Annotated in this window: 14 protein-coding genes and 1 pseudogene; 12 read left to right on the top strand and 3 right to left on the bottom strand. The window is 74.5% G+C overall.

Annotated features, from left to right (window positions below; genetic code table 11):
• Positions 1-792 carry a hypothetical protein gene (locus tag B124_RS28960; protein WP_496505940.1) on the top strand — a complete coding sequence of 264 codons (792 nt, stop codon included), beginning with the start codon at positions 1-3 and terminating at the stop codon, positions 790-792.
• A 40-nt stretch (positions 793-832) separates the two neighbouring features.
• On the opposite strand, the gene B124_RS28955 is transcribed toward B124_RS28960, so the two are convergent.
• Positions 833-1,285: a DUF3093 domain-containing protein gene (locus B124_RS28955; RefSeq protein ID WP_496505939.1), complete on the bottom strand. Its 453-nt coding sequence runs from the start codon at positions 1,283-1,285 to the stop codon at positions 833-835.
• 70 nt (positions 1,286-1,355) lie between these two features.
• Here B124_RS28955 and B124_RS28950 point away from each other — a divergent pair, with 70 nt between their 5' ends.
• The 10 genes and pseudogenes from B124_RS28950 to B124_RS28905 all read left to right on the top strand — a co-directional run bounded on the left by B124_RS28950 (position 1,356) and on the right by B124_RS28905 (position 10,102).
• The gene (locus tag B124_RS28950; RefSeq protein ID WP_496505938.1) at positions 1,356-1,934 is read left to right on the top strand and encodes a PaaI family thioesterase; all 579 of its coding nucleotides are present in this window, start codon (positions 1,356-1,358) and stop codon (positions 1,932-1,934) included.
• Positions 1,931-2,452, top strand: a complete 522-nt coding sequence (gene dut, locus B124_RS28945; RefSeq protein WP_496505937.1) for a dUTP diphosphatase — start codon at positions 1,931-1,933, stop codon at positions 2,450-2,452. Before B124_RS28950 ends, dut begins: the two co-directional genes overlap by 4 nt.
• 1 nt (position 2,453) lies before the next feature.
• A complete protein-coding gene (locus B124_RS28940; RefSeq protein ID WP_496505936.1) occupies positions 2,454-3,230 on the top strand; it encodes a DUF3710 domain-containing protein in 777 nt (258 codons plus the stop codon).
• Between the two features lie 561 nt (positions 3,231-3,791).
• A pseudogene (locus tag B124_RS28935) lies at positions 3,792-3,992 on the top strand (ATP-binding cassette domain-containing protein); the annotation flags it as partial.
• A 109-nt stretch (positions 3,993-4,101) separates the two neighbouring features.
• Positions 4,102-4,524, top strand: a complete 423-nt coding sequence (locus B124_RS28930) for a hypothetical protein (RefSeq protein WP_496505957.1) — start codon at positions 4,102-4,104, stop codon at positions 4,522-4,524.
• On the top strand, positions 4,521-5,291 hold the full coding sequence (locus B124_RS28925) for an ABC transporter ATP-binding protein (protein ID WP_496505955.1): 771 nt from the start codon (positions 4,521-4,523) through the stop codon (positions 5,289-5,291). The genes B124_RS28930 and B124_RS28925 overlap by 4 nt, the downstream gene beginning before the upstream one ends.
• A 188-nt stretch (positions 5,292-5,479) precedes the next feature.
• A complete protein-coding gene (locus B124_RS28920) occupies positions 5,480-8,041 on the top strand; it encodes a DUF4118 domain-containing protein (RefSeq protein ID WP_496505935.1) in 2,562 nt (853 codons plus the stop codon).
• 122 nt (positions 8,042-8,163) lie between these two features.
• The gene (locus tag B124_RS28915) at positions 8,164-8,847 is read left to right on the top strand and encodes a response regulator (RefSeq protein ID WP_496505934.1); all 684 of its coding nucleotides are present in this window, start codon (positions 8,164-8,166) and stop codon (positions 8,845-8,847) included.
• A gap of 32 nt (positions 8,848-8,879) precedes the next feature.
• A complete protein-coding gene (locus B124_RS28910; protein WP_496505933.1) occupies positions 8,880-9,284 on the top strand; it encodes an OB-fold nucleic acid binding domain-containing protein in 405 nt (134 codons plus the stop codon).
• Entirely contained in the window at positions 9,281-10,102 is an 822-nt protein-coding gene (locus B124_RS28905) for a DUF3159 domain-containing protein (protein WP_496505932.1), read from the top strand. Before B124_RS28910 ends, B124_RS28905 begins: the two co-directional genes overlap by 4 nt.
• Before the next feature lie 46 nt (positions 10,103-10,148).
• Here B124_RS28905 and B124_RS28900 read toward each other — a convergent pair whose 3' ends face one another.
• Complete coding sequence (locus tag B124_RS28900; RefSeq protein WP_496505931.1) at positions 10,149-10,817, bottom strand: potassium channel family protein; 669 nt, start codon at positions 10,815-10,817, stop codon at positions 10,149-10,151.
• Positions 10,818-10,943: 126 nt separating this feature from the next.
• Positions 10,944-11,615, bottom strand: coding sequence for a potassium channel family protein (locus tag B124_RS28895; RefSeq protein WP_496505930.1), 672 nt, complete (start codon positions 11,613-11,615; stop codon positions 10,944-10,946).
• 194 nt (positions 11,616-11,809) lie between these two features.
• Between B124_RS28895 and B124_RS28890 the strand changes: the two genes are divergently transcribed.
• Positions 11,810-13,168: a class I SAM-dependent RNA methyltransferase gene (locus B124_RS28890; RefSeq protein WP_496505929.1), complete on the top strand. Its 1,359-nt coding sequence runs from the start codon at positions 11,810-11,812 to the stop codon at positions 13,166-13,168.
• The last annotated feature ends 367 nt before the right edge of the window (positions 13,169-13,535 follow it).

The raw sequence follows: 13,535 nt of genomic DNA, 5'->3' as shown, positions 1-13,535 counted from the left end.
GTGGCCCCCACGGCCGGTTCCGGTCCCGCCGGGCCGAAGACCGGGATCCTGCAGCGGACGCGCCCTGACCGGCGCGTCCGGGCGGCGCTGGAGCGGGTGGCGGACGCCATCGTGCGCACCGCGCCGCGCGTCCCGGTCCGCGACCTGGCGACGCTGCGCCGGCAGTTTCCCGGGCTCGGTCCCGAGGAGATCGCCGACCGGCTGATCGCCGGAGCGGTGAAGGGGAGCGCCACGGTCGGCGCGGGCATCGGAGCGGCGGCGATGATGCCCGCGCCGCCAGCCATGCCGGCCGAGCTCAGCGCCGAGATCGTCGGCGTGGCCTCGATAGAGCTGAAGCTGATCGCCGAGCTGCACGAGGTGTACGGGGTCCGGGCGCACGGCCCGGCTCGGCAGCGGGCCATGGCGTACCTGGGCTCCTGGACCGAGGAGCGCGGCATCGACACCGCGGTACTCGTCAGCGGTGCCGGCCTCGACGTCGTGCTCGGCGGGCCCATGCGCCGCCGGCTGCGGCAGCAGGTCCTCAAGCGCACCGTGCGGAACCTGCCGACCCTCGCCCCGTTCCTCATGGGCGCGGCGGCCGGTGCGCTGATGAACCGCAGGGACACCCGCAAGCTCGCCGAACGCATCCGCGGCGACCTGCGCGCCCGCCAGGTCCCGTGGGACGCGCTCCCGCCCCAGGGCGGGGAAGAGGCGCCTGCCGGGGTCCCACAGGCCCGTACAGCCGCCGAAGACGCCGGACTGCCGCGGGGCGGCACCCCCGCGCCGCAGGCGCTGCCGCCGGGCGCGAGCTGACGCGCCCTTCGCAGTCCCCGCCGGGCCCCTGCGCCGGGCGTCAGCCCGCGGCGGACCGCAGCGCCGCCACCAGCCGCTCCGGCTCCCGCGTGGACAGGTAGAGATACGGCGTCGGATCCTCGGGATCCGTGACCTCCACCCGCACCGCCGTCGGGATGTACCCCCGCAGCAGCATGTACGCGCGCGTGTCCGCCTTGTGCGTGCGCCAGGCCCGCGCCTCCTCCGCGTCCAGGGCCTCGGCCTCGCCCAGCGCCGACAGCGGGATCCGGGCGTCGTCGGTGACGAGCTTCCCGCCGACGACGCGGATCCGGGCCGAGCCGTACGAGCTGACCCCCACCGCCGCCAGCGCCGTCCCGCCGGCGAGCCCGGCCAGCAGCGGCAGCGTGCCGAAGGGCGTCAGCATCAGCGCCAGACACACCCCGGTGCCCACCGCCAGGCCCCACCAGGACCGCGGTGCGCTCAGCCGCTCGTCGTAGCTCTGCGTCGTCTCCATGGCCCCAGCCTCCCACGGCCGCCGCCGGTGGCCCGGCCGCGGGCCGTGCGCGCAGGTAGGCTCTGGCTGCGTGACTGCAAGTGACAAGCTGACCCCGCCGCCCGGCGCCGCGGAACCCGGGCGGCACCCGGACGCCCCGGCGCCCGGCGAGCTTCTCGGCTCCCACTACGACCAGTGCTTCGGCTGCGGCGGCCAGGAGCACGGGTTGCACCTGGCCGCGCGGGCGGGCGAGGGCGTGAGCGTGACGGCGGAGTTCACCGTCAAGGCAGCCCACCAGGGCGCCCCCGGCCTCGCCCACGGCGGGGTGCTCGCCGCCGCACTCGACGAGACGCTCGGCGCCCTGAACTGGCTGCTGCACACCATCACGGTGACCGGCCGGCTGGAGACCGACTTCCTGCGCCCGGTGCCGGTGGGCACCACCCTCCACCTGACCGCCCGGGTCCGCGCCGTCAACGGCCGCAAGATCTACTCCACCGCCACCGGCCGCCTCGACGCCCCCGACGGCCCGGTGGCCCTACGCGCAGACGCCCTGTTCGTGGAGGTCAAGGTGGCCCACTTCGTCGCGCACGGCCGCGAACGCGAGATCCAGGCCGCGATGGCCGACCCCGACCAGGTCCGGCGGGCCCGCGCCTTCGAGGTGAACCCGTGACGGCGGGGCGGGAGCCGGTGGACGTGCTGATCCGCCGCGTCGACCCCGAGGTACCGCTCCCGGCGTACGCGCACCCGGGCGACGCCGGCGTCGACCTCGTCACGACCCGGCCCGCGGAGCTGCCCCCCGGCGAGCGCGTCATCCTCCCCACCGGCATCGCCATCGCGCTGCCCGACGGCTACGCGGCCTTCGTCCACCCGCGCTCCGGGCTCGCGGCCCGCTGCGGCGTGACGCTCGTGAACGCCCCGGGGACGGTTGATGCCGGGTACCGTGGGGAGATCAAGGTGAACGTGGTCAACCTCGACCCGCGCCGGCCGGTGCGTTTCGAGCGTTTTGACCGGATCGCCCAACTGGTGATCCAGCAGGTGGAGAAGGCCCGCTTCCACGAAGTGGCCGAACTCCCCGGCTCCGCCAGGGGCGAGGACGGGCACGGATCGACCGGAGGGCACGCGTCCCTCGGGGGCCGTAAGGCCGTTCATGGATACGCTTCGGTCATTGCCGACCGGGAAGGACAGTGACGTGTTCGGACGTCGTCGCAAGGGGCAGGAGGAGCCCGTCGACAAGCTCGCCGACGGCGTGACCGCCGAGGACGCCGGGGAGCCGGCGGACGAGCAGTCGGCGGACGGGGAGGAGCGCAGGTACGCGCTGCCCCCCGAGGAGCGGCCCGACGGGCCGTGGGACATCGGCGAGGTCGAGGACGCCACCCGCGGCCGGGTGGACCTCGGCGGGCTGCTCGTCCCCGGGGTCGAGGGCATGGAGCTGCGGGTCGAGGTGGCGGGCGAGTCGATCGTCGCCGCGACCGTGGTGCTGCGCGACAGCGCGATCCAGCTCCAGGGCTTCGCCGCCCCGAAGAACGAGGGCATCTGGGGGGAGGTCCGCGCCGAGATCGCCAACGGCATCACCAAGCAGGGCGGCATCATCGACGAGCGCAAGGACACCCTCGGCTGGGAGCTGCGCGCGCAGGTGCCGGTCAAGCTGCCGGACGGCAAGAGCGGCATGCAGGTGGTGCGGTTCGTCGGCTGCGACGGCCCGCGGTGGTTCCTGCGTGGGGTGATCTCCGGCCACGCCGCGGTGCAGCCGCAGGCGGCGGGGGTGCTGGAGAAGATCTTCCGCGAGACCGTGGTCGTACGGGGCGAGGGGCCGATGGCGCCGCGCGACCCGATCGTGCTGCAACTGCCGACGGACGCGCAGATGGTGCCGGACGGGGTGCAGCAGGACGACGCGAGCGAGGGCTCGCGGTTCGCGGGCGGCATCGACTCGCTGGCGCGCGGCCCGGAGATCACCGAGGTGCGCTAGGCGCTCCGCGGCGGAGTGCGGATGAGGTAGTACGGCGGCGGGCCGGGTCAGGGGACCCGGCCCGCCGCCGTGGTGTGCGTGGGGGCGGGACCGTGCTGGGCCCGTGCGGTGGGCGGCCGGGCGGATGGGTCTGCCCCGGAGGGGTGGGGAGTGGGTGGCGGCGTCCGTAGGCGTGAGGCCGGGGTGCCCGGGTGCCCGTCGTCGCCGACGGGGCCGACGGGGGGTTCGGTTCGGCCGCGCACCCACACCCCCGACCGCCCCGGACCCGACACCCCCGACCGCCTCGGACCCGACACCCCTTACCGCCCCCGACCCGACACCCCTTACCGCCCCCGACCCGACACCCCTTACCGCCCCCGACCCGCCCCAGGTGGTCCGCGTGACCGACCCCCGTACCCCGCCCCCCGACCTCGCCGCGCTGGAGCGTGCCGCCCGGGCCGCTCCCGCGGCCGAGGGTCGCGAGCCGTCGTCGACTGCGACCACCTCGTCCGCATCTTCCACACCGAAGGCGTCGAGGTGCCGGCCCTCCAGGGCCTCGATCTCGCCGTCGCCGACGGCGAGATGACCGCCCTCGTCGGCGCCTCCGGCTCCGGCAAGTCCACCCTCCTCGGCATCCTCTCCGGCCTCGACGTGCCCACCGCGGGGCGCGCCCGCGTCGCCGGGCACGACCTGCTCGCCATGGGCCGCCGCGAGCGGCTGGCGTACCGGCGCCGCACCGTCGGCTTCGTCTGGCAGCAGACCGCCCGCAACCCGCTGCCGTACCTGACCGCCCAGGAGAACGTCGCGCCGCCCATGGCGTACGCCCGCGTCCCGCGCCGCGAGCTCCCGCGGCGGGCCGCCGGCCTCCTCGACCGCCGCCAACCGGCCGCGGGTGCTGCTGGCCGACGAGCCGACCGGGGCGCTGGACACCGCGAGCGGGGAGCAGGTCTTCGCCGCGCTGCGCCGCGCCAACGAGGAGCTGGCCACCACCGTCCTCGTCGTCACCCACGACCCGCTGGTCTCCCGCCAGGTCCGCCGCACGGTGCAGATCCGCGACGGCCGCACCGCCGCCGAGACGCTGCGGGACGAGGAGCTGACGGCCGCCGACTACGCGGTGCTGGACCGCGTCGGCAGGCTGCAACTGCCGCGCGAGTACGTCGAGCGGTACGGTCTGCGACGACGGGTCCGGCTGACCGCGGAGCCGGACCACGTCGGGGTGTGGCGGGCCGACGGGAGGCCGGCCGCGCCGGAGGGACCCGGCGGGCGCCACGAGGACCGGCACGACGAGCGGCACGACGAGGGGGAGGACTCATGAGCGAGGACACCGGCAGAGAAGGCACGGCGGTACGGGAGCGGGCAGCGGACGCCGGCGACGCCATGGTGGCCGTGACGGATCTGCACCGCACGTACGGCAGCGGCGCCACCGCCGTACACGCCCTGCGCGGGGTGTCGCTGCGGGTGCCGCGCGGCGAGCTGGTCGCGCTGAAGGGCCGGTCCGGCTCCGGCAAGACGACGCTGCTGAACCTCGTCGCCGGGCTCGACGTCGCCGACTCCGGCCGGATCGAGCTGGACGGCGTCGCGCTGTCCGGGCTCGGCGAGGCGGAGCTGCTCGAACTCAGGCGGGACCGGATCGGGCTGGTCTTCCAGTCGTTCGGGCTGATCCCGATCCTGTCCGCGGCGGAGAACGTCGGGGTGCCGATGCGGCTGCGCAAGGTGCCGCCGCGGGAGCGCGAGGAGCGGGTGGGGCTGCTGCTCGCGCTGGTCGGCCTCGGGGACCACGCCGCGCAGCGGCCCGGGGAGCTGTCCGGCGGGCAGCAGCAGCGGGTGGCGATCGCCCGGGCGCTGGCGAACCGGCCGGCGCTGATCATCGCGGACGAGCCGACGGGGCAGTTGGACGCGGAGACGGGGCACGCGGTGATGGAGCTGCTGCGGGCGGTGGTGCGCAGCGAGGGCGTTACGGCGCTGGTGGCCACGCACGACGCGGCGCTGCTGGACCTGGCGGACCGGGTGCTGGAGCTGCGCGACGGGACGATCACGGACCACTCGGCGCCGGAGCAGTCCCAGGAGGCCGCGCCCGCCTGACCCGTACGGACCGCGCCCTGCCGCCGCCCCGGCCCGCGGCCCGCGGCCCGCGCGGTCCGGCTCGCACCCGATTCCGTCAGGGATACGTCAAGGTCCGGTCCGCGGCCCTCACCGGGCGGGCCGGGCCGCCCCCGCGGTCGTACGCTCGACGGTGCGAACACGCACGAAAGCGGACGGACAATCGAGTCATGACACGGGGCAAGCTGCGGATCTACCTGGGTGCGGCGCCGGGCGTCGGCAAGACCTACGCGATGCTCTCCGAGGCGCACCGCCGGCTGGAGCGCGGCACGGACGTCGTCGTCGGCTTCGTCGAGCACCACGACCGGCCGCGCACCGAGGTGCTGCTGCACGGCCTGGAGCAGATACCGCGCCGTGAGCTGGACTACCGCGGCGCGCGGTTCACCGAGATGGACGTGGACGCCGTCCTCGCCCGCCGCCCCGCCGTCGCGCTCGTCGACGAGATGGCGCACACCAACGTCCCCGGCTCCCGCAACGAGAAGCGCTGGCAGGACATCAAGGAGCTGCTGGCCGCCGGCATCGACGTGATATCGACCGTCAACATCCAGCACCTGGAGTCGCTGGGGGACGTCGTGGAGAACATCACCGGCGTACGGCAGCGGGAGACCGTGCCGGACGCCGTGGTCCGCAAGGCCGGCCAGATCGAGCTTGTCGACATGTCGCCCGAGGCGCTGCGCCGCCGGATGGCCCACGGCAACATCTACGACCCCGGCAAGGTCGACGCCGCGCTGTCGAACTACTTCCGCCCCGGCAACCTCACCGCCCTGCGCGAGCTGGCCCTGCTGTGGGTCGCCGACCGGGTCGACGACTACCTGCGCGAGTACCGCAGCGAGCACCACATCCGCGACACCTGGCAGGCCCGCGAGCGCATCGTCGTCGGCATCACCGGCGGCCCCGAGGGCCGTACCCTCATCCGCCGCGGCGCGCGGCTGGCGACCAAGGGCGCCGGCGGCGAGATCATGGCCGTCTACATCTCCCGCAGCGACGGCCTGACCCCGCTCAGCACCTCCTCGCCCGAGGAGCTGGCCGTCCAGCGCACCCTGGTCGAGGACCTGGGCGGTACGTTCCACCACGTCATCGGCGACGACATCCCGGACGCCCTGCTGGAGTTCGCGCGCGGCGTCAACGCCACCCAGATCGTGCTGGGCTCCAGCCGCCGCAAGGCGTGGCAGTACGTCTTCGGCCCCGGCGTCGGCGCCACCGTCGCCCGCGACTCAGGACCCGACCTCGACGTGCACATCGTCACCCACGACGAGGTCGCCAAGGGCCGCGGGCTGCCGATGTCCCGCGGCGCCCGCCTCGGCCGCGGGCGTATCCTCGCCGGCTGGCTCGTCGGCCTGGCCGGGCCGGCGCTGGCGACCTGGCTGCTGCTCGTGCTCGACCCGGCCCTCGGGCTGCCCAACGAGGTGCTGCTGTTCCTCTTCGCCACCGTCCTGGCCGCGCTCCTCGGCGGCACGCTGCCGGCGCTGGCCTCGGCCGCGGTGGGCTCGCTGCTGCTGAACTACTACTTCACCCCGCCCGTGCGCACCTGGACCATCGCCGACGGGCGGAACATCGTCGCCCTCGTGGTGTTCTTCGCCGTGGCCGTCGCCGTCGCGTCCGTCGTCGACCTCGCCGCCCGCCGCACCTCCCAGGCCGCCCGGCTGCGCGCCGAGTCCGAGGTCATGTCGCTGCTCGCGGGCAGCGTGCTGCGCGGCGAGGCGACGCTCGAATCGCTGCTCGAGCGGGTCCGCGAGACGTTCGCGATGGAGTCCGTGTCGCTCTTCGAGCGGCAGCGCGGCGAGGACGGCTGGACCTGCGTCGGCCGCGTCGGCAGCGACACCTGCGGGACGGTCAACCCGGACGACGCCGACGCCGACATGCCCGTCGGCGACGACATGGCGCTGGCGCTCACCGGCCGCAAGCTGCCCGCCGCCGACCGCCGGGTGCTCGGCGCGTTCGCCGCCCAGGCCGCCGTCGTACTGGAGCGGCAGCGGCTGGCCGCCGAGGCCGTGGAGGCCCGCAAACTGGCCGAGGGCAACCGCATCCGCACCGCGCTGCTGGCCGCCGTCAGCCACGACCTGCGCACCCCGCTGGCCGCCATCAAGGCCGCCGTCACCTCGCTGCGCTCCGACGATGTCGCGTGGTCGCAGGAGGACGAGGCGGAGCTGCTGGCGGCCATCGAGGAGGGCGCCGACCGGCTCGACGCCCTCGTCGGCAACCTCCTCGACATGTCCCGGCTGCAGACCGGCACCGTCACCCCGCTGCTGCGCGAGGCCGACCTCGACGAGGTGGTGCCCAAGGCGCTGGCCGGGGTGCCCGAGGGCAGCGTCACGCTGCGGATCCCCGAGACCCTGCCGATGGTCACCGTCGACCCCGGGCTGCTGGAGCGCTCGGTGGCGAACGTCGTCGAGAACGCGGTCAAGTACAGTCCGCCCGGCACGCCCGTCCTGGTGCAGGCGAGCGCCCTCGGCGGCCGGGTCGAGCTGCGCGTCGTCGACCGCGGCCCCGGGGTGCCCGACAGCGGCAAGGACCGGATCTTCGAGCCCTTCCAGCGCTACGGGGACGCTCCCCGCGGCGCCGGCGTGGGCCTCGGCCTCGCGGTCGCCCGCGGCTTCGCCGAGGCCCTGGGCGGCACCCTCGTCGCCGAGGACACCCCCGGCGGCGGGCTGACCATGGTGCTCACGCTGCAGGCGGCCCCGGACCGGGGCGCGGTGCCGCCCGCCGAGCTGCCGGTCCAGGCGACGACGTGACGCCCGCGCCCGCGTACGGCCTCCGCCGGCCCGCGGCGGCGCCGGGGCGCTCGCCGGCCGTGCCGCCGTCGCCAGCCCCGCCCCCGTATCCGTATCCTCTGAATGGACGAAAGGCAGCCGCCATGCACCGGGTGCTCGTGGTCGACGACGAGCCGCAGATCGTGCGCGCGCTCGTCATCAACCTCAAGGCGCGCAAGTACGAGGTCGACGCCGCCCAGGACGGCGCCACCGCGCTCAAACTCGCCGCCGACCGCCACCCCGACGTGATCGTCCTGGACCTCGGCCTGCCCGACATGGACGGCGTCGACGTCATCCGCGGCATCCGCGGCTGGACCCGGGTGCCGATCCTGGTGCTCTCCGCCCGGCACAGCTCCGACGAGAAGGTCCAGGCCCTCGACGCGGGCGCCGACGACTACGTGACCAAGCCCTTCGGCATGGACGAGCTGCTGGCCCGGCTGCGCGCCGCCGTCCGCCGCGCCGAACCCTCGGCGCCCACCGGCGAGCTGGCCGTCGTCACCACGGACACCTTCACCGTCGACCTCGCGGCCAAGAAGGTCAACCGCGACGGCGCCGACGTACGCCTCACGCCCACCGAGTGGCACCTGCTCGAAGTGCTGGTCCGCAACGCCGGCCGGCTGGTCAGCCAGAAGCAGCTCCTCAAGGAGGTCTGGGGGCCCTCGTACGGCACGGAGACCAACTACCTGCGCGTCTACATGGCCCAGCTCCGCCGCAAGCTGGAGGCGGACCCCGCCCACCCGCGCCACTTCGTCACCGAGCCGGGCATGGGCTACCGCTTCGAGCAGTGAAACGGACGGCCCCGGGCGGGTACCCTGCGGACATGGACCCCGCCCGCAGCGCCGACCGACCCAACGGCCCGTTCCGCCGGCTGCTGGACCGGATCACCGGTGCCGCGGAGCCACCGCCGGAGGACGCCCTGCCGCCCGACGCGGACACCGCGGACGTCACGCCCATCAAGCAGTGCCACGACCGCGCCGTGGTCACCGTCACCGGCAGTCTCCGCACCGTCACGCTCCAGCCGCGCGCCGGCGTCCCCGCACTGCAGGCGGAGCTCTTCGACGGCACCGACTCGCTTGACCTGGTCTGGCTCGGCCGCCGCGCCATCACCGGCATCGAGCCGGGCCGCAGCCTGACCGCCTCGGGCCGGATCGCCATGAGCCGCGGGCGGCGGGTGCTCTTCAACCCCAAATACGAACTGCGACCCCTCGGACAGGAGCAGCGGTGACGTCATTCCAGAAGCCGGCCGACGACCGCGCCGGCGGCCCCGGCGCGACCGGCGGCCCGCCCGGGACCACGCCCGTGCCCGCGTCCGACGACGCCGCCGGCGGCCGGCCCGGCTCCGACGTACCGCAGGGCGACTCGCACGCCGCCACCCAGGCCGCCATGGCCGAGGCGTTCGGCGGCGTCCGGGGCATGATCGAGACCACGGTCCCCGGGCTCGTCTTCGTCCTCGTCTACACCATCGGCTCGGAGATCAAGCCCTCCGCCATCGCCGCGGTCGCCGTCTCGCTGCTGCTCGGCGTCTCCCGGCTGATCACCCGCGGCACCCTCAAGCACGCTTTCAGCGGCGTCTTCGGCGTGGCCATCGGCGTCGTCTTCGCGATGATGACGGGCAACGCCAAGGACTTCTACCTCCCCGGTCTGCTCTACGGCCTCGGCCTGGCGCTGGCGTACATCCTCACCACCCTCGCGGGCGTGCCGCTGATCGGGCTGATCCTCGGGCCGCTGTTCCGCGAGAACCTGTCCTGGCGCACCCGCAACCCGGGCCGCAAGAAGGCGTACGCCAAGGCGAGCTGGGCCTGGGGCCTGATCTTCCTGGCCAAGTCCGCGATCCTCTTCCCGCTGTACTTCTGGGCGGACCCCAAGGAGTTCGGCTGGGTGATCGTGGCGCTGAAGATCCCGCCGCTGCTGCTGGCCGTCACGCTCACGTACGTCTTCCTCAAGCAGGCGCCGCCGCCGATCGACGTGATCGCGGAGATGGAGGCGGAGGAGAAGGCGCAGGAGGAACGGGAGAAGCAGCGGCAGGCGGCGGAACGCGAGTAGCCCCGCCGGGACCCCGGTCCTGGGTTTCGAGGGCCCGGGTCCCGGGTCAGCCTTCGCGTCGTACGGAAAGCAGCTCCTCCAACTGCTCCTCGCGCGCCTGCGCGGCGACGAAGAGCAGCTCGTCGCCCGCCTCCAGGGTGTCCTCGGGCTTCGGGGTGAGGACCGTGCTGCCGCGGATGATCGTCACCAGCGTGGTGTCCGCGGGCCAGCCGACGTCGCCGACGGCGGTGCCCGTGAGCGCCGACTCCTCCGGCAGGGTCAGCTCGACGAGGTTCGCGTCGCCGTGGCTGAAGCGCAGCAGCCGGACCAGGTCGCCGACGCTGACGGCCTCCTCCACCAGGGCGGACATCAGCCGCGGCGTGGAGACGGCGACGTCCACGCCCCACGCCTCGTTGTAGAGCCACTCGTTGCGCGGGTTGTTGACCCGGGCGACCACGCGCGGCACGCCGTACTCGGTCTTGGCGAGCAGCGAGACGACGAGGTTGACCTTGTCGTCGCCGGTGGCCGCGATGACGACGTGGCAGCGCTGCAGCGCGGCCTCGTCCAGCGAGGCGATCTCGCAGGCGTCGGCGAGCAGCCACTCCGCCCGCGGCACGCGCTCCACGGCGATGGCGGTGGGGGTCTTGTCGATGAGCAGCACCTCGTGCCCGTTGTCCAGCAGCTCACCCGCGATGGAGCGGCCCACCGCACCGGCACCTGCGATCGCAACCCTCACTGTGCTGCTCCGTTCGCTTCTCCGCCCGCGCGGCGACGGTGCGGCTGGTACGTGGGGTGCGGTCGTGCAGCCGCGCGTGCGTCGCTCACTGTGCTGCTCCGTCCGCTGCTCCGCCCCGGGCGTCGCTCACCGTCGGTCCTCCTTCTCCGGACCCTTCGCGCAGGCCGCCTCGACCTGCTCCACCTCGTCGGTACGCATGATCACATGCACCAGGTCACCGTCCTGGAGCACCGTCTTGGCGGTGGGCAGCACCGCCTCGCCCTGCCGGGTGAGGAAAGCGACCCGTACGCCCGTCTCCTCCTGCAGCTCGGCCACCCGGTGGCCGATCCACGCCGCCGAGGTGTGCACCTCCGCCAGCTCCACCCGGCCGCTCGGGTCCCGCCACAGCGGCTCGGCGCCCGAGGGCAGCAGGCGGCGCAGCATCTGGTCGGCGGTCCAGCGGACGGTGGCGACGGTGGGGATGCCGAGCCGCTGGTAGACCTCGGCGCGGCGGGGGTCGTAGATCCGGGCGGCGACGTTCTCGACGCCGAACATCTCGCGGGCGACGCGGGCGGCGATGATGTTCGAGTTGTCGCCGGAGCTGACCGCGGCGAAGGCCCCGGCTTCCTCGATGCCGGCGTCCTTCAGCGTGTCCTGGTCGAAGCCGATGCCGGTGACACGGCGTCCGGCGAAGCCGGAGCCGAGGCGGCGGAAGGCGGTGGGGTCGCGGTCGATCACCGACACCGTGTGCCCCTGCTTCTCCAGCGTGCGCGCCAGCGTGGAACCCACCCGGCCGCACCCCATGATCACGATGTGCACGAGGCGTCCCTTCGCCCTGTCCGGCTTTTGCGTTCAAGCTACACACCCTTGAGGCCAGGCAGCACCCCGGGTGGCGCCGGTGGGCGGGCGGGACGGGTGAGGCCGCCCGTGCGGTACGGGGACCGCGGGCGGCTTAGACTGACGCGCGCCCGGCCCGCCACGGCCACCCGCGCCATCCCCCAGGAGTCCGCCCCGTGCCCGAAGAACAGCAGGCCCCCGCCGCGTCCCCCTCGCTGGCGGGGGAGGAGTACGAGGTCGAGGTCGGCCCGGTGGCGCACGGCGGGCACTGCGTGGCCCGTACGGCCGAGGGCCAGGTGCTCTTCGTACGCCACACGCTGCCCGGCGAACGGGTCGTGGCGCGCGTCACCGAGGGCCGCGCCGGCGCACGCTTCCTGCGCGCGGACGCGGTACGGGTGCTGGAACCGGCGAAGGACCGCATCGAGGCGCCGTGCCCGTACGCCGGCCCGGGCAAGTGCGGCGGCTGCGACTTCCAGCACGTCGCCCCGGGCGCGCAGCGGCGCCTGAAGGCCGACGTACTCGCCGAGCAGCTGAGCCGGCTCGCGGGCCTGACCGCCGAGGACGCGGGGTGGGACGGCACGGTGGAGCCGGTGCCGGGCGACAAGGTGCCGAAGGGCGAGGTGCCGGCGTGGCGCACCCGGGTGCAGTACGCGATCGACTCCGACGACCGGGCGGGCCTGCGCAAGCACCGCTCGCACGAGGTGCAGCCCATCGACCGCTGCCTGATCGCCGCTCCCGAGGTGGAGGAGCTGGGCGTGGAGAGCCGCCGGTGGCCGCAACTGGCCACGGTGGAGGCCATCGCCGCCACCGGCTCCGGCGACCGCCAGGTCGTCCTCACCCCCCGCCCCGGCGGCAGGCTCCCCCTGGTCGAACTGGACCGCCCCGTCTCCGTCCTCCGCGCCGAAGAATCCCGCACCCCGGGCGCCCCCGCCGCCGTCCACCGCGTCCACGGCCGCGACTTCGTCCGCGAACGCGCCGCGGGCCGCACCTGGCGCGTCGGCGCGGGCGGCTTCTGGCAGGTGCACCCGAAGGGCGCGGACCTGCTCGTCGACACGGTGATGACGGGCCTGATGCCGAAGAAGGGCGACATGGCCCTCGACCTCTACTGCGGCGTCGGCCTCTTCGCCGGCGCCCTCGCGGAACGCGTCGGCCCCAAGGGCGCGGTCCTGGGCATCGAGTCCGGCAAACGCGCCGTCGCCGACGCCCGCCACAACCTCGCCGACCTCGACCGCGTCCGCATCGAACAGGGCAAGGTCGACCGCGTCCTCGCCCGCACGGGCATCACCGAAGCGGACCTCGTCATCCTGGACCCACCCCGCACCGGCGCCGGCCGCGGCGTCGTCACCCAGATCACCGCCCTCCACCCGCGCCGCATCGCCTACGTCGCCTGCGACCCGGCAGCCCTGGCCCGGGACCTGTCGTACTTCACGGCCGCGGGCTACACCCCGAAGTGGCTCCGCGCCTTCGACCTCTTCCCGATGACCCACCACATGGAGTGCGTGGCAGTGCTGGTGAGGGCCGAAAAGACGGCCTGACCTGGGGTTTTCGTGATGCGCATGATGTACTTTGTGTGCGGCATGGGCGATATCTTGACGCTCGTTGATCTTGTGCTGGATGCGCCGATGAACTGGGCAGACAGAGGCCCTGACGACCCATCAACTTATCCTGCGCCCCGCTTCCGGCCCTCTGGGGACGGGCACCGGTCGTTGTTGATCTCTCGGCGCGGCAGCGTTTGTTGTACTGGCCCCGCAGCCCCGCAGCCCCGCAGCCCCGCAGCCCCGCTTCGCCTTCGCCGCCGAGCACCGTGCCTCCGTTGTTCGCGCCCCGGCGGCGGCCGGTGCCTCCGCGTAACGCGTCCGAAAAGCGCGGGGGCTATCGTGGCCGGACCCCGGGGACGGGACG

It is taken from the genome of Streptomyces sp. CNP082 (assembly GCF_059570535.1).
Note: the sequence above shows the minus strand (reverse complement) of the source record. Positions and strands in the feature narration are given on the sequence as shown.

Excerpts from the sequence above, each read along its gene's own strand:
- B124_RS28955 (WP_496505939.1), bottom strand. The coding sequence starts at position 1,285 with ATGGAGACGACGCAGAGCTACGACGAGCGGCTGAGCGCACCGCGGTCC.
- B124_RS28925 (WP_496505955.1), top strand. The coding sequence starts at position 4,521 with ATGAGCGAGGACACCGGCAGAGAAGGCACGGCGGTACGGGAGCGGGCA.
- B124_RS28920 (WP_496505935.1), top strand. The coding sequence starts at position 5,480 with ATGACACGGGGCAAGCTGCGGATCTACCTGGGTGCGGCGCCGGGCGTC.
- B124_RS28915 (WP_496505934.1), top strand. The coding sequence starts at position 8,164 with ATGCACCGGGTGCTCGTGGTCGACGACGAGCCGCAGATCGTGCGCGCG.
- B124_RS28910 (WP_496505933.1), top strand. The coding sequence starts at position 8,880 with ATGGACCCCGCCCGCAGCGCCGACCGACCCAACGGCCCGTTCCGCCGG.